Raw genomic sequence first — 26,802 nt, 5'->3', positions numbered from 1 at the left:
CGATTTTTTAAGTGTTTTTCTTATTGATAGCGCGCGTCTCCCGACGCGTGCTGTAATAAACAATTCGGCACGCATCAGCAGACGCGCACCGGCAAAGTGCGGTTAATTTTTTAAAGGTTTTTGAAAGCAAAAACGGTAAGATATGAATCCGGCTAAAGTAAAACGAGACCAATTGCAGTATCTGACAGATTTGCCGAATGTAGGCGAAGCGGTTGCCGATGATTTGCTGAAACTCGGAATTAATAAACCGCAGGATTTGATCGGACGTGATGCTTATGCCATGTATTACGAGCTTTGCGAATTAACCGGCACGCAACATGATCCCTGTATGATTGATGTTTTCTTATCTTTAACCGATTTTATGCAAGGAAATGAAGCAAAACCTTGGTGGAAATACAGCGAACAACGCAAAGCTTATTTGCAAAGGGTATCTGTAACGGATAAGCATCATTTAACCGGACGGATTTATTGTCTTCTGTTCAATGATTATGAAACCCTGGATTTAATGGGGCCGGTGGAGTTTCTGCACCGTCTGCCTGATGTAACATTGCATTATGTTTCGCAGCAAGGCGGTTTAATTCGCAGCCGGCAAGGGTTTTATACGGAAACAAAACCGTTACCGGATTTGGGCGAAAACAGTGTTTTACTGATTCCCGGCGGACAAGGCACCCGAACGCTGGTAAATGACGCCGAGTTTATCTCGATGCTGAAAACTCGGGTAAAACAGACCGCACTTTGTTTAACGGTGTGTACCGGTTCGGCGTTATTGGCCGCTACCGACGAGTTGAACGGTTTACGGGCGACGTCCAATAAACGCGCTTTCGAATGGGTGCGATCCGTTAACCCGAACGTGCAATGGCAGCCGGTGGCGCGCTGGGTGAAAGACGGGAAATTTTATACTTCGTCGGGCGTTTCGGCGGGAATGGATATGGCTTTAGGCTTTATCAGCGATTATTACGGCGTCGAGCAGGCGCAATTAATCGCCGAGCAAACAGAATATCATTGGATAAGCGATCCGAACGAAGATCATTTTGCCGGGATTTATGGATATTAGGAAAATCTAAATTCGAAATTAACCAAAAGTGCGGTCGATTTTTTAAAAGTTTTTTTAAAGAGAAAATACTATGCCAAAACGTACAGACATAAACCCATTGATAGCGCGCGTCTCCTGACGCGTGCTGTAATAAAAATTCGGCACGCGTCAGGAGACGCGCGCCGGCAGAGAGCAGGCTCAGGAAGATTTTGCCGGGCTTTACGGATATTAGGGAAATCTAAATTCGATAATTAACCCAAAGTGCGGTCGATTTTTTGAAAGTTTTTTTAAAGAGAAAATAATATTCCATTGATAGCGCGCGTATCCTGACGCGTGCTGTAATAAAAATTCGGCACGCGTCAGGAGATGCGCCGGCAGAGAGCAGGCTCAGGAAGATTTTGCCGGGATTTATGGATATTAGGAAAATCTAAATTCGAAATTAACCAAAAGTGCGGTCGATTTTTTAAAAGTTTTTTTAAAGAGAAAATACTATGCCAAAACGTACAGACATAAACACAATTCTAATTATCGGCGCCGGTCCGATTGTCATCGGTCAGGCGTGCGAGTTTGACTATTCGGGCGCGCAGGCGTGCAAAGCTTTGCGGGAGGAAGGCTATAAAGTGGTGCTGGTGAACTCCAATCCGGCCACCATTATGACCGATCCGAATATGGCGGATGTCACTTACATTGAGCCGATTCAGTGGCAAACCGTGGAAAAGATTATCGAAAAAGAACGTCCGGATGCAATTTTGCCGACCATGGGCGGGCAGACCGCATTGAACTGCGCGTTGGATTTATCGAAAAACGGCGTGCTGAAAAAATACGGCGTGGAATTGATCGGGGCGACGGAAGACGCTATCGATAAAGCGGAAGATCGCGGTCGCTTCAAAGATGCAATGGCTAAAATCGGCTTGAATACGCCGAAATCCTTCGTTTGTCACAGCTTCGACGAAGCCTGGAAAGCGCAGGAAGAAGTGGGATTCCCGACTTTAATTCGGCCTTCCTTCACCATGGGCGGTTCCGGCGGCGGTATCGCTTATAACCGCGACGAATTCCAGGCCATTTGCGAACGCGGCTTTGATGCTTCGCCGACTCACGAATTATTAATCGAGCAGTCCGTTTTAGGCTGGAAAGAATACGAAATGGAAGTGGTGCGCGACAAAGCGGATAACTGCATTATCGTGTGTTCTATCGAAAACTTTGACCCGATGGGCGTACACACCGGCGATTCCATTACCGTCGCACCGGCGCAAACCTTAACCGATAAAGAATATCAGATTATGCGTAACGCCTCATTGGCGGTATTGCGTGAAATCGGCGTAGATACCGGCGGTTCCAACGTACAATTTGCGGTGAATCCGGCAAACGGCGAGATGATCGTGATCGAAATGAACCCGCGCGTCAGCCGTTCTTCCGCATTAGCTTCCAAAGCGACGGGCTTCCCGATTGCCAAAGTGGCGGCGAAATTAGCGGTAGGTTACACCTTGAACGAATTGCGTAACGACATCACCGGCGGCCTAATTCCGTCTTCGTTTGAGCCGTCTATCGACTATGTGGTTACCAAAGTGCCGCGTTTCGCCTTTGAAAAATTCCCGCAGGCGGACGATCGTTTAACCACCCAAATGAAATCCGTGGGCGAAGTCATGGCGATGGGCCGCACTTTCCAAGAAAGTTTGCAAAAAGCGTTGCGAGGTTTGGAAACCGGTATTTGCGGCTTTAATTTGTTATCGGAAGAACCTGAAAAAATCCGTACCGAATTGGGAAATCCGGGCCCGAACCGTATTTTATATGTGGCGGACGCGTTTGGCGCAGGTTTCAGTTTGGAAGAAGTGCATCATTATTCCAAAATCGATCCTTGGTTTTTAATTCAAATTCAGGATTTGGTGCGGGAAGAATTGGCGCTTGAAAAACGCAGTTTTGCCGAATTGGATTATGCGGAATTACGCCGTTTAAAACGTAAAGGTTTTTCTGATAAACGTATCGCGCAACTGACTAAAGTCAGTGAAGATCAAGTACGCACCAAACGCCGCGAACTGAATTTACATCCGGTATATAAACGCGTCGATACCTGTGCCGGCGAGTTTAAATCCGACACCGCTTATTTGTATTCCACCTATGAAGAAGAATGCGAAGCCAATCCGACGAATCGCAAAAAAGTCATGATTTTAGGCGGCGGCCCGAACCGGATCGGTCAAGGTATCGAATTTGACTATTGCTGCGTACATGCGGCATTGGCGTTGCGCGAATCCGGTTTTGAAACCATTATGGTGAACTGTAACCCGGAAACCGTTTCTACCGATTTCGATACGTCCGACCGCTTGTATTTCGAACCGTTAACCTTGGAAGACGTACTGGAAATTGTGCATACCGAGCAGCCTTGGGGCGTAATTGTTCATTACGGCGGCCAGACTCCGCTGAAATTGGCGAATGCGTTGCATGACAACGGCGTGAATATTATCGGTACTTCCGCAGACAGCATTGATGCCGCGGAAGACCGCGAACGTTTCCAAAAAATCTTAAAAGATTTGGGATTGAAACAACCGAATAACCGCACCGCACGTAATGCCGCCGAGGCGGTGAAATTGGCGGATGAAGTGGGTTATCCGTTAGTGGTGCGCCCGTCTTACGTATTGGGCGGTCGCGCTATGCAAATCGTGTATAATGTGGAAGAGCTCAATAAATATATGCGCGAAGCGGTGTCCGTTTCCAACGATAGCCCGATTCTGCTTGATCACTTCCTGAACAATGCTATCGAAGTGGACGTAGATTGTATTTGCGACGGCTCGGATGTTGTCATGGGCGGAATTATGCAGCATATCGAGCAGGCGGGTATTCATTCCGGTGATTCCGCTTGTTCGTTACCGCCGTATTCCTTACCGCAAGATGTGCAGGATGAAATCCGCCGTCAAACTGCGGCAATGGCGAGAGCGTTAAACGTCGTAGGCTTAATGAACGTACAATTTGCCGTGCAAAACGGCGTGATTTTCGTATTGGAAGTCAATCCGCGCGCCAGCCGCACCGTCCCGTTTGTGAGCAAAGCCACCGGTCGTCCGCTGGCGAAAATCGCCGCGCGGGTAATGGCGGGAATCAGCCTGAAAGAACAAGGTATTGACAGTGAAATTATTCCGCAATATTACAGCGTGAAAGAAGCGGTGTTCCCGTTCATCAAATTCCCAGGCGTGGATACCATTTTAGGCCCTGAAATGCGTTCAACCGGTGAAGTCATGGGCGTAGGAACGACTTTCTCCGAAGCGTTCTTAAAAGCTCAGCTGGGTGCAAACGAGCGTATTCCGAAAACCGGCAAAGTGTTCTTGTCGGTGGATAATGCGGATAAAGCCCGGTTATTGCCGGTGGTCCGCGCATTGCAGGAACAGGGTTACGGTTTGTGTGCGACTATGGGCACGGCAAAATTCCTGCGTGAAAACGGCATTATGACTCAGATTGTCAATAAAGTGCGCGAAGGTCGTCCGAATATTGTGGATGCCATTAAAAACGGTGAAATCACCATGGTGATTAATACCTCAGGTAGCCTGCCGGAAAGTATTTCCGACAGCCACTCCATTCGCCGCAGCGCCTTGCAGCAACGCGTGTTCCTGCAAACCACCATGGCGGCGGCGGAAGCTTTGGCGGAGGGTGTGAAAAGTATTGACGGTTGCGAGGTCTATTCCGTTCAAAATTTACATGCGCAATTAAATTAAACAAAGCATAAAAATTAACGAAGAGAATTCTTCGTTAATTTTCGCGCTATACAATGGTTTATCGAAGGTGAAAGCCTGTAGATTGCCGAGTACTTTTATAAATAATTTCTAAACCGCACCGTCAAAAGTGCGGTCATTTTTTTGATAGTTTTTTAGAAATAAATTTTCCATCTAATTTTCTTCTAATTTTTCTTTTTTAAGATACGCACATCGAAAGGCAACGGTCTGACGATATTTCAAATAAATGTTTGATTTAAATTTTGCGAATGATAAGGAGACTTTATGTCAAAAAGTAAAAAAGTATTATCGGTATTACTGGCTTCAGCCGTTTTATTAGGCGGAGCGGGCGCATACGCAAGCAGCCATCCTGAAAAACAAGCGGCATTTGAACAAGCTGCAATCAGCGCGGGACAGGCGGTTCAGACGGCAACAGGCAAAGTAGCGGGTAAAGCGACGGAAGTGGATTTTAAATTCAAAAACGGCTCAAGCTATTACAAAGTGGACGTGTTGCGGGATAATCAAGGCAATGCGGAAAAACACGAAGTCGTTGTGGATGCCAAAACGGGCGAAGTGTTGGCGGACAATGTAGAAACCCAATCCCATAAAAAGGATAAGGCGTCCGCAGAGGCGAAAGTATCGCTTGAACAAGCCATCGACATCGCCGCGCAAAAAACCGGCGGTAAAGTGAAAGCAGCCGATTTGGAAGCGAAAAAAGGCGCGTCGCGCTATGAGGTTGAAAGTATTAAGGACGGTAAAGAATACAAAACTGTGGTAAATGCCGCCAGCGGCGAAGTGATTAGCTCGGGCGTGGATTATTAAGTTAAACGGGAAACAACCGCACGATAAAGTGCGGTCGTTTTTTTACTTGTTTTTTAATAATCTGAGAAAAATAAACGGAAAAAAGCATGCGAATTTTACTGGTGGAAGACGACAGAATGATTGCCGATGCGGTGTCGGCGAGTTTACGCGACGGTCATTATGCGGTGGACTGGGTAAATAACGGCAAAACGGCGGAAGAAGCATTGATGACTCAAAGTTATGACTTGGTGTTGCTTGATTTGGGATTACCGGGGCAAGACGGTTTGAAGGTGCTAACCCATATCCGCAAAAAGAAAAATGCAACGCCCGTGTTGATTGTCACCGCTCGCGACGATTTGGACAGCCGTCTTTCGGGGCTGGACGGCGGTGCGGACGATTACATTATTAAGCCGTTCGATATGGCGGAATTACAGGCGAGAATGCGGGCGGTGCTGCGTCGTCACGGCGGACAAAGTTCGCCGAAACTGACCAACGGCGTGATTACGCTCGATCCCACCACTTATATGGTGGAAATTGCGGAACAGGATAAGCCTGTTGTCCTGAGTAATAAGGAATTCTCCGTCCTACAAGCCTTGATTTCGCGCGCAGGCACCATTCTTTCCCGCAGTGATTTGGAAAATAAAGTCTATGCCTGGGGCGAAGAAGTGGAGAGTAACGCCATTGACTTTTTAATTCACGGCTTGCGCAAGAAAATTGGCAAAGAACAAATCAAAAACGTGCGCGGTGTGGGTTGGATGATGCCGAAAGGGAAGGCGAATGTTTAAATCGATTAAAACGAAATTAGTCGTCAGTTTACTGCTTTCTACGGCAATGATTAGCCTTATTGCCGCCGGCATTGCTTTTTATGACACCTATCGCGAAACCTATAAGCAACAGGATCGCACCTTAAAACGCATCGCGAGTTATATTACTTCTCCGGCCGAATTGATGGACGGCTTTAGAGAAGGCGATGATAACCGTATTGCCGTCTATTGGCTGGCGGATAATCAGGCACATCCGAGGTTTCAGCTTCCTGCGGAATTAACTGACGAATATTATAATTTTGTGCGACACAAAGGCGTATTTCAGCTTTCTCCCAACCAAAACCCACGCAATATTTTCACTAATTTATGGTATGACGAAGAAACCTATCGCGGTTATTTGCAAGCGCGAGACGGCGGTATTCTCGCGATTTTACAAGAAAACGAATATCGTGAAGAGCTTGCCGAACATTCCGCCTGGGCAAGTTTAATGCCGTTGTTGGTGCTGTTGCCGTTAATCGTATTGTTAACCTTTTGGGTGGTAAAACGCACGATGAAGCCTGTAGAACGCTTATCCAACAGCCTTGCCGCAAGAAATGCGCAGGATTTAACCGCGTTACCGATCTCTCAAGTGCCAACGGAAATTACGGGATTTGTGCAAGCCATTAATCAATTGTTAGGTCGTACCGAAGCTTTTGTGGAGCAACAAAAGCGTTTTATTGCCGATGCAGCGCACGAATTACGCAGCCCGATGACCGCGCTTTCCTTACAAGCGGAACGCCTGAATAATCAGGACATGTCGGCCGAAGCGAAATCGCAGGTACGGCAACTGAACCAAGGAATTCGCCGTAGCCGTGATTTGTTGGAACAACTCTTGTCTTTAGCCCGCAGTCAGAATAAAGATCATAAGTATCAGACTACGCTGAATTTACACAGTATTTTCAGCAGAGTGATTGAAGATCTTTATCCGCTGGCGGAACAAAAAGAACAGGACATCGGTGTGGTGTCCGAAGGCGAAGCCGAAATTTACGGTAACGAAACAGATTTTTATTTATTGATAAAAACGCTGGTGGATAACGCCATTCGTTACGCGCCGAAGGGGGCGCAAATCGACCTAAGTGCGGTAGAAAAAGACGAAGTTTTGGAAATTTTTGTAGAAGATAACGGTAAAGGCATTCCTTTGGCGGAACGCGAGCGCGTGTTGGATCCGTTCTACCGCATTCTCGGCTCCGATCAGCAAGGTTCGGGTTTAGGTTTGGCGATTGCCAGTCAAATCGTACGGAATTATCAGGGCTCGATCGAATTACTTGATAGCCCGCATTTTGCAAGCGGCTTAATGGTTAAAATTATTTTCAAAAAATCGAAAAATATAGTCGGCGGCTAATTCCCGCCTAATTCTTCTTTTCCATAATAACGCCATTGAAATAACTCAATGGTGTTTTTTTATTGGAGAAAATTATGTTTAAACCTGTTTTAACGATTATTCGACAAACAATGATATTCCTGATTGCCGGTTTTTTATTTATCGGGATTTTTAGCGCAGGCCTTTTTCTGTTCCTCTTTTCATCGATAGCGCTGATTTTCAACAAGCTGTTTATGCGCAAAACGCCGGCAAACGTGCCGATGTCATTCGACGAAACATGGCTCAACGCGCGTTTGCTGGTCACGATGATTATTTAATTGAAAAAAACAACGCGTTTTTTATGCGTAATCGCCGGTGCGATTACTTATGGCTTCACCACCGTTGGCAAAGCCAAGGTTCAAAAAACGTTGCTTTTTTTGACCGCACTTTTGTGATCACCGGAAATGAACACAAATTCATGTTTTTCTGCGCATATCCTGCTACAATTCGACTGTTTTTTTAGGGTGAAATATTCACGCTAATGATTCTGCCGATTCGCCGGCGTTAAATCGCCACGGCGGCGGAAGGCGTGAAAAGCCCCGGCGCTTGCGATGCCTGTTCCGTTCGGTCTTTGCACGCAAAATTAAGCATAAAATGAACTTTAATTGATCGGACATTGTCAATTAAGTAACTCTAACTCATTTCTCTCCTGTTCATGCGGAGATTTCTTTTTAATTAAGGATATTACATGTCAAAATTAAGCGTTGTGATTCTTGCCGCCGGCAAGGGAACCCGTATGTATTCGGACTTACCCAAAGTGTTGCACAAAGTTGCCGGCAAGCCGATGGTGAAACATGTTATTGATACGGCCAAGCAGTTAAGTGCGGACCAAATTCACTTAATTTACGGACATGGCGCGGATTTATTGAAAGAACGTCTTGCCGACGAGCCGGTAAACTGGGTCTTCCAGGCGGAACAATTGGGAACGGGGCATGCCATGCAGCAGGCGGCGCCATTTTTTAAAGATGACGAAAACATTGTGATGCTTTATGGCGATGCGCCGCTGATTACTAAAGAAACGTTGGAACGTTTGGTGGCGGCGAAGCCGGAAAACGGTATCGCATTGTTGACTGTAGAATTAGAAAATCCGACGGGATACGGCCGTATTATTCGCGAAAACGGGTCGGTTGTCGCTATCGTCGAACAAAAAGACGCCTCGCCGGAGCAGCTCAAAATTACCGAAGTCAACACCGGCGTGATGGTTTCGGACGGAGCCAGTTTCAAAAAATGGTTGACGCGTTTGGATAATAACAATGCGCAGGGCGAATACTATATGACGGATGTCATTGGCTTGGCTAATCGGGACGGTTTTAAAGTGACGGCGGTTAAAGCGGATGACATGATGGAAGTGGAAGGCGCCAATAATCGGCTGCAATTAGCCGCGTTGGAACGTTATTTTCAACGTAAACAGGCAAAGGCTTTGTTGTTAGCGGGCGTGAGTTTAGCGGATCCGGAACGTTTTGATTTACGCGGTGAACTTGAACACGGTAAAGACGTGGAAATTGACGTAAACGTGATTATTGAAGGAAAAGTGAAATTAGGTAACGGCGTTAAAATCGGCGCGGGTTGCGTACTGAAAAATGTAACGGTCGGTGATAACACGGAAATTAAACCTTATTCCGTTCTGGAAGACAGCACGGTAGGAGACAAAGCGGCAATCGGTCCGTTCTCCCGTTTGCGTCCGGGCGCGGAATTGGCGGCGGAAACTCATGTCGGAAATTTCGTCGAAATCAAGAAAGCCAAAGTAGGCAAAGGTTCCAAGGTGAATCATTTGACTTATGTGGGCGATGCTGAAATCGGTGCGGCTTGTAATATCGGTGCGGGCGTCATTACCTGTAACTATGACGGCGCAAACAAATTCAGAACCGTTATCGGCGATAACGTATTCGTGGGTTCCGATGCGCAATTAGTGGCGCCGGTGAAAGTGGGTGACGGTGCGACCATCGGCGCGGGTTCGACGATTACAAAAGACGTCGCCGCCGGCGAATTGGTCACAACGCGCGTACCGCAACGCCACACGGCGGGTTGGGAACGACCGGCTAAGAAAAAATAAGCGGTTTTATTGATACGGAAATAAAAGTGCGGTGAAAAATTTTAATGTTTTTCACCGCACTTTGTTTATCGTTTTATTGATTTAAAATGTTATTTTCAATGAATTAATGTTATTCAAAAGAGTCCTTTAAACGTTCATCCGCACGGCGGGCTTCACCTTTGTGCTGTAGTTTGTTCAGCTGTTTTTCCAGTTTTTCTTCTACATTATTAATAGCGACATACATATCGTCGGATTCCGCGCTGGCGAACAAATTGCCGAACGGCGTACCGACAGTCGCTTCCACCCCGAAACCTTGCGGAAGTTTACTTAATACAAAGTGGGGATTGATTAACTGCGTTTGCCATTTTCCTAATTTTGCGAGACGTTCCTCAATATGAGCGCGAATTGCAGGGGTGATATCCATTTGTTTGCTTGCGATATTTAGTGTCATAGCAGTTACCTCTTTTGCTGTGAAGGTGCATTGCTGCACCCGTTTTTTTACATCCTTTGTTAACAAAATATGCTGATTGACTTCGCTTTGCAAGTGATTTCTTGTGTTATCTCGGACAATTTTTGCAAAATGTGATCTAGGTCGTAAAAGTACAAAAAACTGTTTTTTCTCCGAATGGAAATCAATTAACCTTAACAGGCTGAAACAGCAAAGCGATTCCTAACCGAGTAACGAATTTAATAAATTCAACACAAATTCCAACCGCACTTTCGGCTGTTCCAGATTACAGGAAAAGCGGAATTTAGTCGGTCCGTCAAATTTGAACACCGCCGGTTGCTGCCGGATGAGATTGAGGAATTTCACCGGTTCGATGTCCGCCGTCGGGTTGAATTCGATAAAACCGCCGGTTGCCGTGCCATCGATTCTGATGACTTTCAGTTGTTTTGCCAGCGTACGTAATTCGGCGATCTGCATCAGATTCCGGGTGGCTTCCGGTAACAAACCGAAACGGTCGATTAATTCCACTTTTAATTCATCCAGGGCGGTTTTATTTTCCGCACCGGCAATGCGTTTATAAAAAGACAGACGCATATTGACATCGCCCAGATAATCTTCCGGTAACAGCGCCGGCACCCGTAAATCGATTTCCACCTGCTGTTGCGTGAGTTCATCCAGGCTGGGTTCACGGCCTTCCTTCATTGCCGTTACGGCGGATTCCAGCAATTCCATATATAACGAGAAACCAATACTTTCGATTTGTCCGCTCTGTTCGGAACCCAATAATTCGCCGGCACCGCGAATTTCCAGATCGTGAGTGGCCAAAACGAAGCCTGCGCCGAGATTATCCAGACTTTCCAACGCTTCCAAACGTTTTACCGCGTCTTTGGTCATCAGTTTCGGCGGCGGTGTCAGTAAATAAGCGTAAGCCTGATGATGAGAACGCCCCACTCTGCCGCGCAATTGATGTAATTGCGCCAGGCCGAAATTGTCCGCCCGCTCGATAATAATGGTGTTGGCGGTGGGAACGTCAATACCGGTTTCGATAATGGTGGAACAAACCAGCACATTAAAACGTTGGTGATAAAAATCCGTCATCACCCGCTCCAATTCGCGTTCGCGCATTTGTCCGTGCCCTACGGTGACGCGCGCCTCCGGTACAAGTGCGGTCAATTTTTCCGCACATTTTTCAATGCTCGCCACATCATTGTGCAGATAATAAACCTGCCCGCCGCGCAGAATTTCGCGCAAAATCGCTTCGCGAACGGTGAGATCGTCCTGCTGCCGCACGAAGGTTTTGATTGTTAACCGACGGGCCGGCGGGGTGGAAATAATGGACAAATCGCGAATGCCGTTCATTGCCATATTCAGCGTACGCGGAATCGGCGTGGCGGTTAAGGTGAGAATATCAATGTTAGCGCGCAGTTGCTTAATCCGTTCTTTCTGGCGCACGCCGAAACGATGCTCTTCGTCAATCACCAGCAAGCCCAAATCGTGAAATTTCACATCGGACTGAATCAGTTTATGGGTTCCGATAAGAATATCCACTTTGCCGTCGGCGAGTCCGGCTAATACTTTTTGCTGTTCTTTAGCGGTTTTAAAACGCGATAACACTTCCACGTTAACGGGAAGATTGGCAAAACGATCGCGGAAATTTTCATAATGTTGCTGAGCTAACAAGGTGGTCGGAACCAACACCGCCACCTGTTTATGATTCATGACCGCAAGGAATGCGGCGCGCATGGCGACTTCGGTTTTGCCGAATCCCACATCGCCGCAGATTAAGCGATCCATGGCTTTCGGCTGACACATATCGGAAATCACGGCGTTAATGGCCAGTTCCTGATCAAAGGTTTCTTCAAACGGAAAGGTGGCGGCAAACGCCTGGAATTCCTCACGATCATATTTGAAAGCGAAACCTTTCTGCGCTTCCCGTTGGGCATAAACATCCAGTAATTCCGCCGCAACATCACGAATTTTCTCCGCCGCTTTGCGACGCGCTTTCGCCCAGGCGTCGCCGCCCAACTTGTGTAACGGTGCGGTTTCCTCGCCGCCGCCTACGTAACGGCTGATCAAATGCAAACCGGCGACAGGCACGTAAAGTTTGGCGTCGTTCGCATAGGTTAACAATAAATATTCCGCTTTTACGCCGCCGTTTTCCAATGTCACCAAGCCGCCGTAACGCCCGACGCCGTGTTCGAGATGCACCACCGGTTGGCCGATTTTCAGTTCGGCAAGATTGCGGATTAAGGCGTCCGGATTCACGGTTTTACGTTTATCGCGCCGCTGCTGCACCCGTTCGCCCAGTAATTCCGTTTCACAAATAACCGCAATGTTATTCGTCGTTCCCTTCGCCGAATTACGCCGTTCTTCGGCGCCGTCGGCATCGTCGCTATGCAAAAAAACGTCGTTTTTTTTGCCCGCACTTTGCGCTTCCAGAATAAAGCCGTGATCGAGAGAACTGATCCACAGGCTGATGCGTTGATTCTCCGCTTCCTGCAATCCTTTGATTTGCTTTGGCTTAAGCTTGATAGGCGAAAGCAAGTCCAAAAGCGTTTCCCGTCGCCCTTCCGTTTCCACGGAAAACACGATTTTGCCGTCGAAAGATTCGATAAACCGGCGTAATTCCTGCAACGGTTCTTTGCTCTGCGCTTGAATTTGCAGCGGCGGTAACGGCGAAACCGGCAGATTTTTCTGACGTACGGACGACCGCACTTTTTCCGTTTTAAAGGTCATGCGAGGATATTGCTTCAGCCGGCGATTGAGCTCGTCCACCCGTAGCCACAGGCATTCCGGCGGCAGAAGCGGGCGCATGGGATCGACCTTGCGGCTTTCAAAACGCTGAGCGGCATCCGCATAAAAGCGCGCCGCCTGCTCGGCATTTTGTTCCGTGTCCACCAGCAAACTGTCCGGCGGCAAATAATCGAACAAGGTTCCCATTTGCCCAAAAAACAGCGGTTGCCAGTATTCGATTCCCGACACCAACGCACCTTTCGAAACCTGCTGATAAATATGTTCGGGATCCCGCCGGATTTCGCCAAAGGTTTCGCGAAAACGAGCACGGAAAAATTCGATACCTTTGCCGTCCGTCGGAAATTCATGAGCGGGCAACAGATTGATTTGAGGAATGGCTTCCAACGTGCGTTGCGTTTCCACATCAAAGGTGCGAATGGAATCAATTTCATCGTCGAAAAAATCCAATCGGAACGGCAGCGGACTGCCCATGGGGAACAGGTCCAGCAACGAACCGCGCACCGCAAATTCGCCGGGTTCCAGAACCTGTTCCACCGCCCGATAGCCGGCGTTTTCCAGTTGCAGACGCAAACGTTCAATATTTAAACGATCGCCGTTTTTTATCAGTAACACATTCTGCCGCAAAAATGACGGCGGGCAAACGCGCTGCATTAATGTGGAAACCGGCAGCAACAGAATGCCTTGGCTTGCCTGTTGCAAATAAAATAACGCACTCAGGCGCGCGGAAATAATCTCTTGATGAGGCGAAAACGCATCGTAAGGCAAGGTTTCCCAATCGGGAAAAAAGCAAATATCGGTAGTGGTAATTTCGCGCAAAACTTTCTCAAAACGTACCGCACTTTTGGTGTCCGGCGTGACGATAACGGTGAGCCCTTTGTGCTGTGCGGCGATTTCGGCGATAGCCAGACAATCGGCGCCCGCCTGCACGTTGCCGAGAATTTTGTGATCGTTCGGTTGAGTGGGAATATCGAGCGTAAAATATTTCGTTGTCATAATGTTAAAGTGCGGTCGATTTTTACGTTATTTTTTGCCGGCGACCAAATAATTGATCTGCCAGTGCAGTAATTTGCGGTAAGCCTGAATGCGTTCCTGCTTGGCTTGCGGCAACGGAACGGGCGGATTGACCCATAAATTGTCGGGATAAGGTGCGGTCGGATTTTGCCATGGAAATTGAAATCCGCTGTCCGCCGCGCCTTCTACCACGCCTTCTGCGTCCGCCCACAGATTTTCGTTAAACGCGAAGGCGTATTTCTCCTCGTCCTGCGGCGCCAATAAATTGCGACCGCCCAAATTCCAGTATTCCGCGTCGGATAAGCTTAATGCGTACAAAGTAGGCATAATGTCTTTGTGCGAACCGAGGCGATTCGCGTCAAAACGAATCGCCACCGCGTTTTTCACCGCCTCCGGCACGTGCAGGTAAAAGGGCACGCCTTTCGCCATAAAATTTTCTTTCGGCGCGTCAAAACGCACACAGCGTACGTGATGATCGCCGGTGACGGCAATAACGGTCTTTCGCCCGTTTTCCATCTGATCCAGATTGGAAACGAAATTTCCCAAGGCATTATTGGCGTATTGATAGGTCGTTAGGGATTTACGGTTTTCCTGTTCGGAACCGAATTTGCCGTCCAGCGCGGCAGGATTAATGCGTTCCGCCCGATAGTGCGTCGGCACGTCGTAAGGCGGATGATTGGTGATGCTTAAGAAATTGATGAACAGTGGCTCCTGCGCTTCCGCCAGCAATTTCTCCGCTAACGCCAGCGCGTATTCGTCGGCGATTCCCCAGTAAGACAGCGAAGATTTCGCTTCAGGAAACGCTTCGATGATGTCGTTTTGATCGTACAGTTCGTCCACGCCTTGCAGCGGCAGATAATTGCCGAGATTACGCCACATCATGCCGCCAGAGGTGATAAAAATCGTGCGGTAACCTTGTTGTTTATAAGTTAAAAACGGATTGTACGGTAGCTTGGTTTGCTGCGCCGAAGATTGACTGATATTCTGAATCGGGCTGTAAAAATACAGCGAAGCCAGAGTCGGCGCGGTGCCGTCGTAATCGGAAATAAAACGTTTGAACACTATGTCGCGCTCAAAGTGCGGGCGAAAATTACCTAATAAATCATTCGTTTGCGCATTATCCAACACCAAATAATTGGTGCCGAAACTTTCCATTACGGCAAGAAATACGTGCGGTTTCAAGGCGGCAAGCTTATCGTTTTTCGGCGTGCGTTCGATTAAAGATTCGGTGCCGAAAACCTGTCGCATCAAGGCTTTGCCTTGGTCTAAATCCACCGGTTCAAAACGAATATTGCGTTTGCGATCGCCGAATGCCCATTCCATAGCGATAACGCCGTTGGGAACCAGTTTGTTGATGACCGCAAGAGAAGCTACTTGCGCATGATTTTTGCCCAGCGGCGTGGAATGAATGGTGCCTCGAGCAAAGAAGGCAAGCGCGCATAACGTGCCGATAAATAACAGCAAGGACCACCAAGGGTTAAAGTCGATATGCCAATTTATCAAAGCATAATGGGTCAACCAGCCGGGAATGAAGGCCAAAGCAAAAATCGCAAAAAATCCGGAAATGACGGGATAATCGTCGTAAATATTTTTCAGTACCGCCTTGGTGTCGTCTTCCGCTAAACCGAACATAAACATGTCGTAATAATTATTGTAGGTTTTAAAGTAATAAAAATTACCGACCACAATGCCGATAAGCGCAAAAGCCAGAACAAAAATGTACATAGACCAAATAAGTGCGGTCGAATTTACGCTTAAAAATGCAAAAGAGGCGGAGCCGAACAAAAAAAACGGCGCCAGAATAATGGCGATGACTTTGGCGTCGAATTGGGCGCCGCGTTTCAGCATTCGGCTGAGCGCGGGTTGATATTGTGTGCCGCGACGCACATCGCGGGGGATGAAAGCATTCATCATTTTCAGGCGATGAAAATGTAGAATCAGTTGAAAATAAGCAAATAAAATCCAGATAACGAAAATGATGCTTACGAGAGACAAAATACAGTTCCTGCGAGAATAATAATTAAGAGTCGCAGTATAACGAAATTAAAAATGAAGTTCAAAAAAGAATTGGTGGGCGATACCGGTCTCGAACCAGTGACCCCCTCCTTGTAAGGGAGGTGCTCTCCCAACTGAGCTAATCGCCCTAAAATTTTTCGCTACCGCGTGTTAAATAGCTTTGTCGTATTTAATGTACGATCTGCGCTTTTGCACTCGCTTCAAATTTGTCGGTTTAGATTTGCAGGCTTTAAGTGGTGGGCGATACCGGTCTCGAACCAGTGACCCCCTCCTTGTAAGGGAGGTGCTCTCCCAACTGAGCTAATCGCCCGCTTAAAGAGCCTTAAAATCAAAGGGATAAACAGCGAACACCTTATGGAAAGTGGTGGGCGATACCGGTCTCGAACCAGTGACCCCCTCCTTGTAAGGGAGGTGCTCTCCCAACTGAGCTAATCGCCCGCTGTTTGTGGGGCGTATTATAGGGAATCCAGGATTACAGTCAACCTCTTTTTGTGAAATTTGCATTAATTGGCTTAAAAATAGGCATAAGTTTAAAATTTCTAGTCATTTTTTAGATAAAAAACGAGTACAATAGCGAAGTTTATATCATGAATGAAGGCAATAAGATGAAATTAGCACCGTTATTTGATTTAGATCCCAATGTAAAAGTCCGCACTCGCTTCGCCCCCAGCCCGACCGGCTATCTGCATGTAGGCGGCGCCCGTACGGCGCTGTATTCCTGGTTATATGCAAAGCATAATCACGGCGAATTCGTGTTACGTATTGAAGACACGGACTTAGAACGCTCTACGCCGGAGGCCACTGCCGCCATTATCGAAGGCATGGAATGGTTAAATCTTTCCTGGGAACACGGTCCTTATTTTCAAACCAAACGTTTTGATCGCTACAATCAGGTTATCGATCAAATGATTGAACAAGGCTTAGCCTATCGTTGTTACTGCACAAAAGAACGTCTGGAACAATTACGTCATACGCAAGAAGCCAATAAACAAAAACCGCGTTACGATCGTCATTGTCTGCACGATCACAGTCATTCGCCCGACGAGCCGCACGTAGTTCGGTTTAAAAACCCGCAGGAAGGTTCCGTGGTATTTGAAGACGCGGTGCGCGGTCGTATTGAAATCAGCAACCACGAACTGGACGATTTAATCATTCGCCGTACCGACGGTTCGCCGACTTACAATTTCTGCGTGGTGGTGGATGACTGGGATATGGGCATTACCCATGTTGTGCGCGGCGAAGATCACATCAACAACACACCGCGTCAAATCAATATTTTAGAAGCCTTGGGCGCACCGATTCCCACTTACGCCCACGTTTCCATGATCAACGGCGACGACGGACAAAAATTATCCAAACGCCATGGCGCCGTCAGTGTCATGCAATACCGCGACGACGGTTATCTGCCGGAAGCCTTGGTGAATTATCTGGTGCGTTTAGGCTGGGGTCACGGCGATCAAGAAATTTTCAGTCGCGAAGAAATGATTCGTTTGTTTGAACTGGAACACGTGAGCAAATCTGCCAGCGCGTTCAATACGGAAAAGCTGCAATGGCTCAATCAGCATTATATGCGCGAATTGCCGCCGGATTACGTGGCAAAACATTTAGCCTGGCAATATCGGGATTTGGGCGTTGATATCACAAACGGTCCGGCGTTAACCGACATCGTGTCTATGTTCGCGGAACGCAGCAAAACGCTGCGGGAAATGGCATTGTCCAGCTGTTATTTCTTTGAAGAATTTGAAAACTTTGACGAAGCGGCGGCGAAAAAACACCTTAAAGCCGCAGCAATTGAACCGTTGGAAAAAGTAAAAGAAAAATTGACCGCACTTTCCGTTTGGGACGCGCACAATACGCACGGGGCAATCGAGCAAACCGCCGCCGAATTGGGCGTAGGCATGGGTAAAGTCGGCATGCCGTTACGCGTTGCCGTCACCGGAGCCGGTCAATCGCCGTCCATGGACGTCACCCTTGCGGGAATCGGTCGCGAACGCGTATTGGCGCGCATCGACAAAGCCCTTGCCTTCATTAAAGCGCAAGCTGCTTAAATTTTAGGCTATCGTTGCAATCATTTTGGATTAATGGTTGACAGCGAATAGGGTTAGTCATTATCATAACGCCACATCAAAACGGGGATATAGCTCAGTTGGGAGAGCGCTTGAATGGCATTCAAGAGGTCGTCGGTTCGATCCCGATTATCTCCACCAAATTCAAAAGCCTTGAAACACATGTTTCAAGGCTTTTTTGTTATGCTAAACAGACTTCGGCGGAAACGGAAACTAAAAGTGCGGGCGATTTTTGGCACGTTTTTTTGCCGTTGAAAGTTTTTTGCCCAACGCCGGAAACATCCATTTAGATAACACGGCAAACCGTTTTAGTTATTTTTACTTGCTAAAAAAGCGATATAATAAAACGGATTTTAATGAGGCTTCAAAGTAAACCTCAGAACCTCACAAGGAAAAAATATGAATCCAAAATTTAATCCGTTATTTCAATCTTATATCTTAAACAACCAAGTGGAAATCAAAAACCGTTTAGTGGTGGCGCCTATGACGCATTTCGGTTCCAACCCGGACGGCACCTTAGGTGAAGCCGAACGCGAATTTATTTCCAACCGCGCGCAGGACATGGGAATGTTTATTCTGGCGGCAACATTGGTGCAGGACGGCGGTAAAGCCTTTCCCGGTCAACCCGAAGCCATTCGTGCGGCGCAACTGCCTTCCTTAAAAGCGACCGCGGACATCATTAAAGCGCAAGGGGCAAAAGCTATTTTGCAACTGCATCACGGCGGCAAACTGGCGCTGACGGAATTGTTAAACGGCAAAGATAAAATTTCCGCCAGTGCGGATGAAGCCACCGGCACGCGCGCCGCCAGCAAGGAAGAAATCCATGCTTTAATCGACGCCTTCGCTAATGCCGCAGATTTAGCCATTCAAGCGGGGTTTGACGGAGTGGAAATTCATGGCGCCAATAATTACCTGATTCAACAGTTCTATTCCGGTCATTCCAATCGTCGCACCGACGAATGGGGCGGCTCCCGTGAAAATCGCATGCGTTTTCCGTTGGCGATCGTAGACAGCGTATTGGCGGTAAAAGCCAAACACGGCAAAGACGACTTTATCGTGGGTTACCGTTTTTCGCCGGAAGAACCGGAAGAATCGGGTTTAACCATGGAAGACACCTTTGCGCTTATCGATGCCTTAAAGGTCAAACCCCTACAATATCTGCACATTTCTCTGCACGATTTCTATAAAAAAGCCCGTCGAGGCGCGGATACCAATGCATTCCGCATGCAGTTGGTGCACGATCGAATCGGCGGTAAGTTGCCGCTTATCGGCGTGGGCGCGCTGTTTACCGCGGAGCAGATTTTAGCGGCATACAACACCGGCTGGGCGGAATTTATCGCGCTGGGTAAAACCGTGATGATTAATCCGACCATTGCCACCCTGATTAAAACGGGCAGAGAAGCCGAAATCGTTACGGAATTGGATCCGAATAAACCGGATCAATACGGCATTAAAGGTTTATTGTGGGAGCTTTGCGTAAAAGGCAGTCCGATGTTGCCGCCGTTAAAAGGCGATAAAAACTGGCATACGGTTGATATTTAATGGCTTGATGAATCCTAAAGAGCGGTGCAAATTATGCGTACCGCTCTTTTTTATTCACCGTTCAGTGAAAATTATTTACCGGACGCGCTTTACTTTTTTATCGGCTTTATGATAAAGATCTTAGTCCAAGTGCGGTCAAAATTGACGCAGTTTTTTGCCGTCGAATCAATGAGATTGCGCGGTGCGGAGAAATAAACGGTTTAATGTCGGCAGGTGACGAACCATGTCACGCCCCAACAAAAAGGAGAAAAAAATGCAGCAGATTAATACTCGGGAAGTCGGTTGGATTGGTTTAGGACAAATGGGCGAGCCGATGGTGTCTCATTTGTTGGAACACGGGGTGAAAGTCGGCGTTTATAACCGAACGGCGGCAAAATGCCAAAACCTGGCGGCAAAAGGCGCCGCGGTTTATGCTTCCGTATCGGAGCTGGTGAAAGCCTATGACGTGATTTTTCTCATGGTAGCGGATTCCCCGGTGATTGAATCGCTGTTAACCGAAGAAGTGCTGACCGCCCTGGAAGGCAAGTTGGTGGTGAATATGAGTACGGTTTCGCCGACGCAAAACCAACAACTGGAGTTCTTATTGGCAAAACACGGCGCGGAATTTATCGAAGCGCCGGTTTCCGGTTCCAGTAAAGTGGCGGAAGCGGGCAAATTGCTGGTATTGGCGGCCGGCAAACCGGAAATTGTGGAACAGCTTAAACCGCTGTTCGCCGCCTTCAGCACGCAAACGTTTTATTACGGCGAAGTGGGCAAAGCGGGTGGTGTGAAACTGATGATTAATTCTCTGCTCGGCATTTTCATTCAAGCCTACGGCGAGGCTTTGCTGTTTGCGGAACAATTCGGCATTTCGAAAGAGCAGGTGATTGACATGATTTCCGGTTCGTTTATGAACAGCCAGATTTTCCAGGCCAAAGTGCCGATGTACCGACAGAACGATTTCACGCCGGCGTTTATGATGAAACACATGACCAAAGATTTTAATCTGGCGAAAGCGGAAATCGCCAAAATGGACAAAGCCTTTCCGCTGATTCAGCAAGCCGCCGTCAGCTATAATCAAGCGAATCAATCGGGGTTAAGCGAAGCGGATATGGCGGCGATTTATCAATACTTGGCGAAATAACGGCAAAAGTGCGGTCAAAAAATGTCACGTTTTTTGCCCGCACTTTTCAATCGGTTTAAAATGCCGCCGTTGTTAAGGATATCGCACTTTCATGAATAATATCGACTTCCACTATCACCATACGAACCATTACAAAATTCAGCATTACAGCCGCAAAACCTTATGGCTTTCTCTTGTGTTGACTTTCGTGTTTGCCTTGGTCGAACTGCTGGGCGGGATAATAAGCGGTTCGCTGGCGCTGATTTCGGATTCCTTTCATATGTTTTCCGACGTGCTGGCATTGGCGTTGAGCATGATTGCCATTTATTATTCGGCGAAACAGCCGACGGATAAGTTCACTTACGGTTATGTGCGGTTTGAAATTATCGCCGCTTTTTTAAACGGAATCGCCTTAATTCTGATTGCGTTGGGCGTGGCGGCGGAAGGCATTCAGCGCTTGTTTCATCCCGTGGCGGTGGATTTTCGCTCGATGCTGGCGGTGGCGGGCGTCGGTTTGCTGATCAATATCCTGTTAACGCTGATGCTGATGAACAGCCTGAAACATGAGAAAAATCTGAATATTCAAAGCGCATTCTGGCATTTTTTCGGCGATTTGCTGAATTCCGTCGGCATTCTCATCGCGGCGTTGCTGATTCATTGGACAGGCATAATAACCATTGATGCCCTTGCCAGCTTGGTGATCAGCGTGGTGATTTTCTGGGGCGGTTATAAAATCTGCCGTCGCGCCGGCGGCGTTTTGATGGAAGCGGTACCGTCGGAACTGAAGACGACGGCAATTCACCAATCCGTTTTGGCGATTCCGAACGTAAAAGGTATTCACGAATTTCATTTGTGGTCTATCGCCGACGGATTATACAGTCTGTCGTTTCACGTGATTCTGGAGCAATATCAGGGCGTAAATGATTACGAACTGGTTAAAAACATCAGCAATATGCTGAAGAACGAATATCAGATCGAACACGTCACCATTCAAATTGAGAATCCGGGAGTGAATACGCACCATTGCGTTGATGCATAACGGATGTCTGCCGTGCGGACGGATTGAATCAACGCGCCCCGCACGGTTGTCAGAACCGTTCTTTTAAATAAGCGCCGATCCGTTCGAAATAATTCTGAATATCTTCGGCTTTATGCGCCAATATCCGGATTATGATTCCGCTTTCATTTAACTGCGACAATCCCGCTAAAACGTCCGTCTGCGGAGTAAATTGTTGTTGAAGTGCGGTCAAAATTTCTTTGATTTCCACCGCACTTTTGCCCACATGAATAAAACATAACGAACCTTGATGGCTGTAGTTTTCCATTTGACTCAGCGCTGTCAGGTTCATCACGGACGGTTTCCACTGAATGCAATCCGATAAGAGCGGTCGTTTTACGCCGTTTTCCTGCAATTTGTAGATTTTCAAATGCGAGGAAAACCGGCGGAACTGAAAACGCTCATCGTTCATCACACGTCCGATTGCCACGATTTCGCCGTAAATCAGTCCGGCATTTTCACCCATTTCAATGGTCGTTTTCTGCTTCAGCGCCGAATCCTTGTGCAATACGAGCGGATGCGGCAAATAGAAGAAACGGCTGTCCGGCGCCAGTTTAACGACGGTAATTTGTTCCGCATGACTGTCGCCATTCATTGCCTGAACACGAGTAAATGCCTGAGTTTTGAGCGAAAGTGCGGTCGATTTTTTCAAAGAAATTCGGATTTCCAAACGGTCGTCGCCAAGCAAGCCGGGCGAAGAAGACATTTGCATCGCATTCAATCCGTGCCGCCACGCATCTTCATAAACGGGCAAGGTCATCAGCTTGAACGGCGGCGAAACGAAATATTCGTCAAGTCGTGTGGTTCCGTCGGCTGTTAATTTTGTTGAAAGAAATAATTGACTATTCATTTTTGCACAGGCGAATACATTCGCCTTAAAGATCAGAAATAACGGGCGACCGGCGTTCGCCCTTACGAATTATCTTACCAATGACGCCGGCTCTTCCGCGTTTTTCAGCAACGCATATTTTTCAATCCAACCAATGACGCCGTCGAGATTTTCCTTTTTCATCAGGTTGGTAAAAATAAACGGCTGACCGTTACGCATACGGCGTGCATCGCGCTCCATTACGCTTAAATCCGCGCCCACGAACGGTGCGAGGTCGGTTTTATTAATGACGAGTAAATCCGAACGCGTGATGCCGGGCCCGCCTTTGCGAGGAATTTTTTCGCCCTGCGCCACGTCGATGACGAAAATCGTCACGTCGGCTAAGTCCGGGCTGAACGTGGCCGAGAGGTTGTCGCCGCCCGATTCGATAAACAGGATTTCCACATCCGGGAAACGAGCCACCATTTCGTCCACCGCTTCCAGATTCATCGACGCGTCTTCACGAATGGCGGTATGCGGGCAGCCGCCGGTTTCCACGCCCATAATCCGTTCCGGCGGCAATAAGCTGTTTTTTGTTAAAAATTCCGCATCTTCCTGGGTGTAGATATCGTTGGTAATGACCGCCACGCTGTATTTATCTGCCATTTCGCGGGTGAGTTTTTCGATTAACGCGGTTTTGCCCGCCCCAACGGGACCGGCCACGCCGATTTTGATGTATTTACGCATTGTTTTTCCTTTGGGAATAAATATAAAGACGAAGGACATTCGCCCGATAAAAATATGTGTTAGAGCGAATATCAAGACATATATAAACGGGTATATAACTGCTCATGCTGCATGGAACGCACATCATTCGCGAGCGTTGCGGCGCCAAGCCAGTCTAAATCAGGATCGAGGCTATTTTCCACCGCACTTGCAATCGGCGAACGTAACTCAAATAAAATATCCTGACCGTCCATTTGGCTGAGCGGAATCAGCTTTACGCCATTGGTAACGGAACCCACTGCCGCGTTGTAGTAGAAGGCATAAAGCGTTTCTGCTTTGCCGAGCTGCATCGCATTGGCCACCATGGCAAACACCACGGGAAAAAAGCCGTTGGCGCGCTTTTCCGTAACGGCTTGCTGAAATTCCGCCAATAACGGATGATTTTCATAACGGATAAAAATTTTCAGCAGGCGCACACCCAGTTTGTAGCTCCCTTCGCGAACTTCCCGGGCAATTTTGGTTGCGGCGAGCTCTTGGTCAAGTTCAATTAGGCGCGCCAAATCGTATCTTTCCATTGCATCAAACGCCAACGACAAATAAGCGCCGTCGTTGTACGTCCAGTTTTGCAGTAATTGGGTTCGCACATATTCTTCAAGGCTGTTTTTACTGTTAACTTTGCCTTGCTGTACGAAGGTTTCCAAGCCGTTGGAATGATTAAACCCGCCTATCGGCAAAGTAGGATCGACCAAGTGGAGCAACGCGCCCAATTGGGTTAATGCTTGTGCCAATTTCCGTCTCCGTGCTGATGATAACCTTGGTGATGATCGTGCGAATGCCCGTGAGAATGGCCCTGCGCCGAATTTGCGCGCAATGCGCGGCTTAACCGGCGTTTTGCTTTTTGCGGATGAAATCCCGCCGCTTGCAGCCATTCAAACATCGGTTTATCGTACGGAAGCGTGACTTCATCGCCGTCAAGGAATAACGGCGAATGTTTATTACCGATTTCATAACAGGCGCGCGCCATTTCCGGCAAGGTCTTCGGCGACAGCACAATCACTTCGCTCGGTAGGATTTCAATCGCAATAACCAGATTTTCGCCGATAAACACCACATCGTTATGCTCCAAACGCTGGCCTTCTTTAAGCAAACGAAACGCCACTTCACGCCCCGCTTTCGAGGTTTTACGCAAAATGTTGCGTTCACTTTCGTACCATTGCAACGGCACGTAATCAATCGTTTGCGTTGTAATTTTCCCTGCCGCACAAAGTGCGGTCAAATTTCCGAGAGTTTTTTCCATAATAGGAAGGATAGGATTTAATATTTGCATAATTTTGACGTTATTTATTATTGTTCTGAAACCCGGCTCGTCGCCGGGTTGGTTTGTCCGAATCGCTCCGCGGCGTTGTTGCGCTGCACTCGGTTTATAAGGTCGTTCGTATACGACAGCTTAGAACATGAAATAACGCTGCGCTAACGGTAATTTTTTTGCCGGTTCGCAAGTGATGAGTTCGCCGTCCACACGCACTTCGTAACGCTCCGGATCAACGGTGATTTCAGGGGTTGCGTTATTGTGAACCAGATCTTTTTTACCGATGTTGCGGCAGCCTTTCACGGCGACGGTTTCTTTCTCGAGGCCGAAAGCGTCTTTAATGTTCGCATCCACGCCCGCCTGCGACACGAAAAATACCGCGCATTCTTTGTTCGCTTTGGCATGCGCGCCGAACATCGGACGATAGAACACGGGTTGCGGAGTTGGAATCGATGCGTTCGGATCGCCCATTTTGGCATAGCTGATAAAGCCTTTTTTTATCACCAGTTCCGGTTTCACACCGAAAAACATTGGTTTCCAAAGCACGATATCCGCTAATTTGCCCGTTTCGAGCGAACCGACATGATCGGCAATACCGTGTGCAATCGCAGGATTGATCGTATATTTTGCAATGTAACGTTTAATACGGAAGTTATCGTTGCCTTCCGTGCCTAATTCGCCGCGTTGCGCTTTCATTTTATCGGCGGTTTGCCAGGTGCGCGTCACCACTTCGCCTACGCGTCCCATCGCTTGCGAGTCGGAACTCATAATCGAGAACACGCCGATATCGTGTAAAATGTCTTCCGCCGCAATGGTTTCGGGACGAATACGGCTGTCGGCGAACGCCACGTCTTCCGGCACACATTTATCCAAATGGTGGCAAACCATCAACATATCCAAGTGTTCGTCAATTGTGTTAACGGTAAACGGACGGGTTGGATTGGTGGAAGCCGGCAATACGTTCGGATACATCGCCGCTTTGATGATATCGGGAGCATGACCGCCGCCCGCGCCTTCGGTGTGGAAAGTATGAATCACTCGTCCGTCAATGGCTTTCATCGTGTCTTCCAAGAAGCCGCATTCGTTCAGCGTGTCGGTGTGAATCGCCACTTGTACGTCCATTTCATCCGCCACTTTGAGAGAGGCGTCGATTACCGCATGGGTTGCCCCCCAGTCTTCGTGAATTTTTAAGCCTAATGCTCCCGCACGAATTTGTTCTTTTAACGGTTCGACGGCGGAGCAGTTTCCTTTGCCGAAGAAACCGACGTTTACCGGCAAGGCTTCGCACGCTTGAAACATTCGTTGAATATTCCACGCGCCCGGAGTACAAGTGGTCGCATGCGTACCGTCCGCCGGGCCCGTGCCGCCGCCAATCATGGTCGTAATACCGTTTTCGATAGCGTGCTGCGCCTGTTGCGGGCAGATCCAGTGAATGTGAGTATCGATACCGCCCGCCGTTGCAATCAGATGCGCCCCGTTATGTACTTCCGTGCTTGCGCCGATAATCATATTCGGGGTGACGTTATCCATCGTATCGGGGTTCCCCGCCTGACCGATGCCGACAATGCGCCCGTCGCGAATACCGATATCCGCTTTAATAATGCCAAGTTTCGCGTCGATAATCATTACGTTGGTAATCGCGAGATCCAATACATTCGGATTTTCACGGGTTGCCGTGCCCGATTGCGCCATGCCGTCGCGTACCGATTTACCACCACCGAATTTACATTCATCGCCTTTGGTGAGTAAATCCTGTTCGATAGTCGCCCACAGGTCGGTATCGCCTAAACGTACTTTATCGCCGACAGTCGGTCCGTAAGTCGCAACATATTGGCTGCGTGGGATGGTTAATGCCATTTTGTTCTCTCCCTATAATTTTCCGTCGATCGCATTATGGAAACCGTAAATCACTTTGTTTCCGCCAAATTCCACCAGTTCCACGGTTTTCGCTTCACCGGGTTCAAACCGCACGGCATTGCCTGACGGCACGTTTAAACGCATACCGCGCGCTAAAGTGCGGTCAAATTCGAGGGCATTATTGGTTTCGAAAAAGTGATAGTGAGAGCCGACCTGAATCGGGCGATCGCCTTTGTTTATAACATCCAGTCTGACGGTTTCGCGGTTCGCATTTGCCTGAATGTCGCCGCTGGCTAATTGATATTCACCGGGAATCATTGTATTTGTCCTTTTATGTTGATGCGGACACAATGCATCGTGTCCCTACGATAATGGTTTATCA

General features: G+C 48.0%; 20 protein-coding genes and 4 tRNA genes. 12 read left to right on the top strand and 12 right to left on the bottom strand.

Annotation, left to right across the window (positions count from 1 at the left end; translation table 11 throughout):
• Nucleotides 1-142: 142 nt before the first annotated feature.
• From P7M01_RS09170 to glmU, 7 genes are all read left to right on the top strand, one after another.
• Nucleotides 143-1,054 carry a helix-hairpin-helix domain-containing protein gene (locus P7M01_RS09170; protein ID WP_317483120.1) on the top strand — a complete coding sequence of 304 codons (912 nt, stop codon included), beginning with the start codon at nt 143-145 and terminating at the stop codon, nt 1,052-1,054.
• A gap of 470 nt (nt 1,055-1,524) precedes the next feature.
• Nucleotides 1,525-4,731 (top strand): carbamoyl-phosphate synthase large subunit, encoded by a 3,207-nt coding sequence (gene carB, locus P7M01_RS09165; protein ID WP_317483119.1) that lies wholly within the window; start codon nt 1,525-1,527, stop codon nt 4,729-4,731.
• Nucleotides 4,732-5,013: 282 nt separating this feature from the next.
• On the top strand, nt 5,014-5,550 hold the full coding sequence (locus P7M01_RS09160) for a PepSY domain-containing protein (protein WP_317483118.1): 537 nt from the start codon (nt 5,014-5,016) through the stop codon (nt 5,548-5,550).
• Nucleotides 5,551-5,636: 86 nt separating this feature from the next.
• On the top strand, nt 5,637-6,314 hold the full coding sequence (locus P7M01_RS09155) for a response regulator (RefSeq protein WP_202936221.1): 678 nt from the start codon (nt 5,637-5,639) through the stop codon (nt 6,312-6,314).
• A complete protein-coding gene (locus P7M01_RS09150; RefSeq protein ID WP_317483117.1) occupies nt 6,307-7,674 on the top strand; it encodes a sensor histidine kinase in 1,368 nt (455 codons plus the stop codon). Before P7M01_RS09155 ends, P7M01_RS09150 begins: the two co-directional genes overlap by 8 nt.
• A gap of 74 nt (nt 7,675-7,748) precedes the next feature.
• Complete coding sequence (locus tag P7M01_RS09145) at nt 7,749-7,970, top strand: hypothetical protein (protein ID WP_317483116.1); 222 nt, start codon at nt 7,749-7,751, stop codon at nt 7,968-7,970.
• Nucleotides 7,971-8,380: 410 nt separating this feature from the next.
• A complete protein-coding gene (gene glmU, locus P7M01_RS09140; RefSeq protein ID WP_317483115.1) occupies nt 8,381-9,745 on the top strand; it encodes a bifunctional UDP-N-acetylglucosamine diphosphorylase/glucosamine-1-phosphate N-acetyltransferase GlmU in 1,365 nt (454 codons plus the stop codon).
• A gap of 109 nt (nt 9,746-9,854) precedes the next feature.
• Here the strand turns inward: glmU and raiA are convergent, their stop codons facing one another.
• From raiA to P7M01_RS09110, 6 genes are all read right to left on the bottom strand, one after another.
• A complete protein-coding gene (gene raiA, locus P7M01_RS09135) occupies nt 9,855-10,175 on the bottom strand; it encodes a ribosome-associated translation inhibitor RaiA (RefSeq protein ID WP_202936216.1) in 321 nt (106 codons plus the stop codon).
• Between the two features lie 219 nt (nt 10,176-10,394).
• Complete coding sequence (gene mfd, locus P7M01_RS09130) at nt 10,395-13,919, bottom strand: transcription-repair coupling factor (RefSeq protein ID WP_317483114.1); 3,525 nt, start codon at nt 13,917-13,919, stop codon at nt 10,395-10,397.
• A 27-nt stretch (nt 13,920-13,946) separates the two neighbouring features.
• Nucleotides 13,947-15,932 carry an LTA synthase family protein gene (locus P7M01_RS09125; protein WP_317483113.1) on the bottom strand — a complete coding sequence of 662 codons (1,986 nt, stop codon included), beginning with the start codon at nt 15,930-15,932 and terminating at the stop codon, nt 13,947-13,949.
• Between the two features lie 73 nt (nt 15,933-16,005).
• A tRNA-Val gene (locus P7M01_RS09120) sits at nt 16,006-16,081 on the bottom strand.
• A 106-nt stretch (nt 16,082-16,187) separates the two neighbouring features.
• A tRNA-Val gene (locus P7M01_RS09115) sits at nt 16,188-16,263 on the bottom strand.
• Between the two features lie 52 nt (nt 16,264-16,315).
• A tRNA-Val gene (locus P7M01_RS09110) sits at nt 16,316-16,391 on the bottom strand.
• A gap of 167 nt (nt 16,392-16,558) precedes the next feature.
• On the opposite strand from P7M01_RS09110, the gene gltX reads away from it, so the two are divergent.
• The 5 genes from gltX (at nt 16,559) to P7M01_RS09085 (ending at nt 21,702) form a co-directional block, all read left to right on the top strand.
• Nucleotides 16,559-18,001 (top strand): glutamate--tRNA ligase, encoded by a 1,443-nt coding sequence (gene gltX, locus P7M01_RS09105; protein WP_317483112.1) that lies wholly within the window; start codon nt 16,559-16,561, stop codon nt 17,999-18,001.
• Between the two features lie 83 nt (nt 18,002-18,084).
• A tRNA-Ala gene (locus tag P7M01_RS09100) sits at nt 18,085-18,160 on the top strand.
• 258 nt (nt 18,161-18,418) lie between these two features.
• Nucleotides 18,419-19,561 carry an NADH-dependent flavin oxidoreductase gene (locus P7M01_RS09095; RefSeq protein ID WP_317483111.1) on the top strand — a complete coding sequence of 381 codons (1,143 nt, stop codon included), beginning with the start codon at nt 18,419-18,421 and terminating at the stop codon, nt 19,559-19,561.
• 223 nt (nt 19,562-19,784) lie between these two features.
• On the top strand, nt 19,785-20,684 hold the full coding sequence (locus P7M01_RS09090; protein WP_317479858.1) for an NAD(P)-dependent oxidoreductase: 900 nt from the start codon (nt 19,785-19,787) through the stop codon (nt 20,682-20,684).
• A 91-nt stretch (nt 20,685-20,775) separates the two neighbouring features.
• Nucleotides 20,776-21,702 carry a cation diffusion facilitator family transporter gene (locus tag P7M01_RS09085; protein ID WP_317483110.1) on the top strand — a complete coding sequence of 309 codons (927 nt, stop codon included), beginning with the start codon at nt 20,776-20,778 and terminating at the stop codon, nt 21,700-21,702.
• Between the two features lie 49 nt (nt 21,703-21,751).
• Here the strand turns inward: P7M01_RS09085 and P7M01_RS09080 are convergent, their stop codons facing one another.
• The 6 genes from P7M01_RS09080 to ureB all read right to left on the bottom strand — a co-directional run bounded on the left by P7M01_RS09080 (nt 21,752) and on the right by ureB (nt 26,738).
• On the bottom strand, nt 21,752-22,570 hold the full coding sequence (locus tag P7M01_RS09080; protein ID WP_317483109.1) for an urease accessory protein UreD: 819 nt from the start codon (nt 22,568-22,570) through the stop codon (nt 21,752-21,754).
• Nucleotides 22,571-22,639: 69 nt separating this feature from the next.
• Nucleotides 22,640-23,275, bottom strand: a complete 636-nt coding sequence (gene ureG / locus P7M01_RS09075; RefSeq protein ID WP_202936209.1) for an urease accessory protein UreG — start codon at nt 23,273-23,275, stop codon at nt 22,640-22,642.
• A 71-nt stretch (nt 23,276-23,346) separates the two neighbouring features.
• Entirely contained in the window at nt 23,347-24,042 is a 696-nt protein-coding gene (locus P7M01_RS09070) for an urease accessory protein UreF (protein ID WP_317483108.1), read from the bottom strand.
• Nucleotides 24,027-24,581 carry an urease accessory protein UreE gene (gene ureE / locus P7M01_RS09065; RefSeq protein WP_317483107.1) on the bottom strand — a complete coding sequence of 185 codons (555 nt, stop codon included), beginning with the start codon at nt 24,579-24,581 and terminating at the stop codon, nt 24,027-24,029. Before ureE ends, P7M01_RS09070 begins: the two co-directional genes overlap by 16 nt.
• A gap of 120 nt (nt 24,582-24,701) precedes the next feature.
• The gene (gene ureC, locus P7M01_RS09060) at nt 24,702-26,420 is read right to left on the bottom strand and encodes an urease subunit alpha (protein ID WP_317483106.1); all 1,719 of its coding nucleotides are present in this window, start codon (nt 26,418-26,420) and stop codon (nt 24,702-24,704) included.
• Nucleotides 26,421-26,432: 12 nt separating this feature from the next.
• Complete coding sequence (ureB, locus tag P7M01_RS09055; protein WP_317483105.1) at nt 26,433-26,738, bottom strand: urease subunit beta; 306 nt, start codon at nt 26,736-26,738, stop codon at nt 26,433-26,435.
• Between the last annotated feature and the right edge of the window lie 64 nt (nt 26,739-26,802).

The sequence above is a fragment of the Exercitatus varius genome (assembly GCF_029577735.1).
Taxonomy (GTDB): domain Bacteria; phylum Pseudomonadota; class Gammaproteobacteria; order Enterobacterales; family Pasteurellaceae; genus Exercitatus; species Exercitatus varius.
The sequence above is the reverse complement of the archived record's forward strand: the minus strand, read 5'-3'. Positions and strand labels throughout refer to the sequence as shown.

What these genes read in the sequence shown, in the direction of transcription:
- raiA (WP_202936216.1), bottom strand. Translation starts at nt 10,175, where the DNA reads ATGACACTAAATATCGCAAGCAAACAAATGGATATCACCCCTGCAATT.
- ureE (WP_317483107.1), bottom strand. Translation starts at nt 24,581, where the DNA reads ATGCAAATATTAAATCCTATCCTTCCTATTATGGAAAAAACTCTCGGA.
- P7M01_RS09080 (WP_317483109.1), bottom strand. Translation starts at nt 22,570, where the DNA reads ATGAATAGTCAATTATTTCTTTCAACAAAATTAACAGCCGACGGAACC.
- P7M01_RS09150 (WP_317483117.1), top strand. Translation starts at nt 6,307, where the DNA reads ATGTTTAAATCGATTAAAACGAAATTAGTCGTCAGTTTACTGCTTTCT.
- P7M01_RS09095 (WP_317483111.1), top strand. Translation starts at nt 18,419, where the DNA reads ATGAATCCAAAATTTAATCCGTTATTTCAATCTTATATCTTAAACAAC.
- mfd (WP_317483114.1), bottom strand. Translation starts at nt 13,919, where the DNA reads ATGACAACGAAATATTTTACGCTCGATATTCCCACTCAACCGAACGAT.
- P7M01_RS09085 (WP_317483110.1), top strand. Translation starts at nt 20,776, where the DNA reads ATGAATAATATCGACTTCCACTATCACCATACGAACCATTACAAAATT.
- P7M01_RS09145 (WP_317483116.1), top strand. Translation starts at nt 7,749, where the DNA reads ATGTTTAAACCTGTTTTAACGATTATTCGACAAACAATGATATTCCTG.
- P7M01_RS09155 (WP_202936221.1), top strand. Translation starts at nt 5,637, where the DNA reads ATGCGAATTTTACTGGTGGAAGACGACAGAATGATTGCCGATGCGGTG.
- ureB (WP_317483105.1), bottom strand. Translation starts at nt 26,738, where the DNA reads ATGATTCCCGGTGAATATCAATTAGCCAGCGGCGACATTCAGGCAAAT.
- ureG (WP_202936209.1), bottom strand. Translation starts at nt 23,275, where the DNA reads ATGCGTAAATACATCAAAATCGGCGTGGCCGGTCCCGTTGGGGCGGGC.
- gltX (WP_317483112.1), top strand. Translation starts at nt 16,559, where the DNA reads ATGAAATTAGCACCGTTATTTGATTTAGATCCCAATGTAAAAGTCCGC.
- P7M01_RS09170 (WP_317483120.1), top strand. Translation starts at nt 143, where the DNA reads ATGAATCCGGCTAAAGTAAAACGAGACCAATTGCAGTATCTGACAGAT.
- carB (WP_317483119.1), top strand. Translation starts at nt 1,525, where the DNA reads ATGCCAAAACGTACAGACATAAACACAATTCTAATTATCGGCGCCGGT.
- glmU (WP_317483115.1), top strand. Translation starts at nt 8,381, where the DNA reads ATGTCAAAATTAAGCGTTGTGATTCTTGCCGCCGGCAAGGGAACCCGT.
- P7M01_RS09160 (WP_317483118.1), top strand. Translation starts at nt 5,014, where the DNA reads ATGTCAAAAAGTAAAAAAGTATTATCGGTATTACTGGCTTCAGCCGTT.
- P7M01_RS09090 (WP_317479858.1), top strand. Translation starts at nt 19,785, where the DNA reads ATGTCACGCCCCAACAAAAAGGAGAAAAAAATGCAGCAGATTAATACT.
- ureC (WP_317483106.1), bottom strand. Translation starts at nt 26,420, where the DNA reads ATGGCATTAACCATCCCACGCAGCCAATATGTTGCGACTTACGGACCG.